Origin of the sequence: Vulcanisaeta sp., from assembly GCF_049966235.1 — an archaeon.
GTDB classification, from domain to species: domain Archaea; phylum Thermoproteota; class Thermoprotei; order Thermoproteales; family Thermocladiaceae; genus Vulcanisaeta; species Vulcanisaeta moutnovskia.
Map to the genome: position 1 here is coordinate 1 of NZ_JBMFVA010000060.1, position 1,676 is coordinate 1,676.

Consider the following 1,676-nt stretch of genomic DNA (forward strand, 5'->3'; position numbering starts at 1 on the left):
GGGCTCAGAGGGGATTAGATACCCCTGTAGTCCCAGCTGTAAACGATGCGGGCTAGCTGTTGGGTGGGCTTAGGGCCCGCCCAGTGGCGTAGGGAAGCCGTTAAGCCCGCCGCCTGGGGAGTACGGCCGCAAGGCTGAAACTTAAAGGAAAGAGAGGGTTGGGGGCTAGTTTAAACAAACTGAGTGTGTCTATAATGTAGCAATAGGGATGAGATTAGACGGTGTATGGTAGCTAGTAATGGGTAATACCATTCGATTTCAAAATGGGATAGAATCTTGATGCCCTGAAGATTAGGCTTTATCTTCATTTCAGCCCCCATCCTCTCCCTGAGTTGGCGGGGGGGCACCACAAGGGGTGAAGCTTGCGGCTTAATTGGAGTCAACGCCGGAAACCTCACCCGGGGCGACAGCAGGATGAAGGCCAGGCTAACGACCTTGCCGGACGAGCTGAGAGGAGGTGCATAGGGAGCATCCCCCCACTGGAATTAATGAAGCATAATTCTAGTGAACCTGATGAATTCGAATCACGCATAGTGTGTTAAGCGTTATCATGCTTAACTAACACATTCAGTGGGGGACTCCCGCATAGGGCCGTCGCCAGGCACGCCCATGGTTCCCATTATGTTAAAGTACTCCATATATTAAGGGAATTTTGGGTGCTAATGAGAATTGGGAACCATGGCGTGGGCGAGCTCGTGCCGTGAGGTGTCCAGTTAACCCAGATAGGGGTTAGTAAACAAAGTCGATTGGGTGTATAGACCTAGTTACGGAGATAAGGTTTTATGGTGGATGCCAGATGGGTAGGAATCAAGGGTATATGGTGGTAATACATGGTAAGGGGAATATTAATAAGGTTCCTGAGCCTATTCCCATGTGATGCTTTAAATTCCATAAAATTTTACCCTCAGTTTTTATACGCATATTTAACTCCCTATCTGGGGCTGAGAGTCTGGCAACGAGCGCGACCCCCGCTCCCTGTTGCTACCCTACCCTTCGGGGTGGGGGGCACACAGGGAGGACTGCCGGCGTAAGCCGGAGGAAGGAGGGGGCCACGGCAGGTCAGTATAGGGACTCATCCCAAGGGGAGAGTCCTGCTGAAGCCCCGAAACCCCGGGGCTGCACGCGAGCTGCAATGGCGGGGACAGCGGGTTCCGACCCCGAAAGGGGGAGGCAATCCCGTAAACCCCGCCCCAGTAGGAATCGAGGGCTGTAACTCGCCCTCGTGAACGTGGAATCCCTAGTAACCGCGTGTCACCAACGCGCGGTGAATACGTCCCTGCCCCTTAGGTGGGTCTGTGGGGATTCAAAATAACCCTACATTATGTATCCCAATGGGGAATCACATACTAGTATTGGTTATATTCCTTAACTCTAGCTCCCATAACCCACCGGGGAGGCACACACCGCCCGTCGCGCCACCCGAGGGGATCCCTAACGAGGCCCCCTGGGTTGACTGGGGGGTCGAGTTGGGGGTCCCCAAGGGGGGCGAAGTCGTAACAAGGTGGCCGTAGGGGAACCTGCGGCCGGATCACCTCCTTTAAGGGGGTTGGGAGTTCAAGGTGGCTTCTTTCCGGTCACCAGGCTGGAGCGTTTACCCGCTACCCGTGCCACGAAGCCGTCCGGTGGATGGCTCGGCTCGGGCGCCGAGGAAGGGCGCGGCAAGCGGCGATATGCCC

At 55.3% G+C, this 1,676-nt stretch carries 2 rRNA genes; both read left to right on the forward strand.

Going from position 1 to position 1,676, the window contains the following annotated elements:
• A 16S ribosomal RNA gene (locus ACP5L5_RS11690) occupies positions 1-1,537 on the forward strand; the annotation flags it as partial.
• Positions 1,538-1,598: 61 nt separating this feature from the next.
• Positions 1,599-1,676 (forward strand): 23S ribosomal RNA (locus tag ACP5L5_RS11695); the annotation flags it as partial.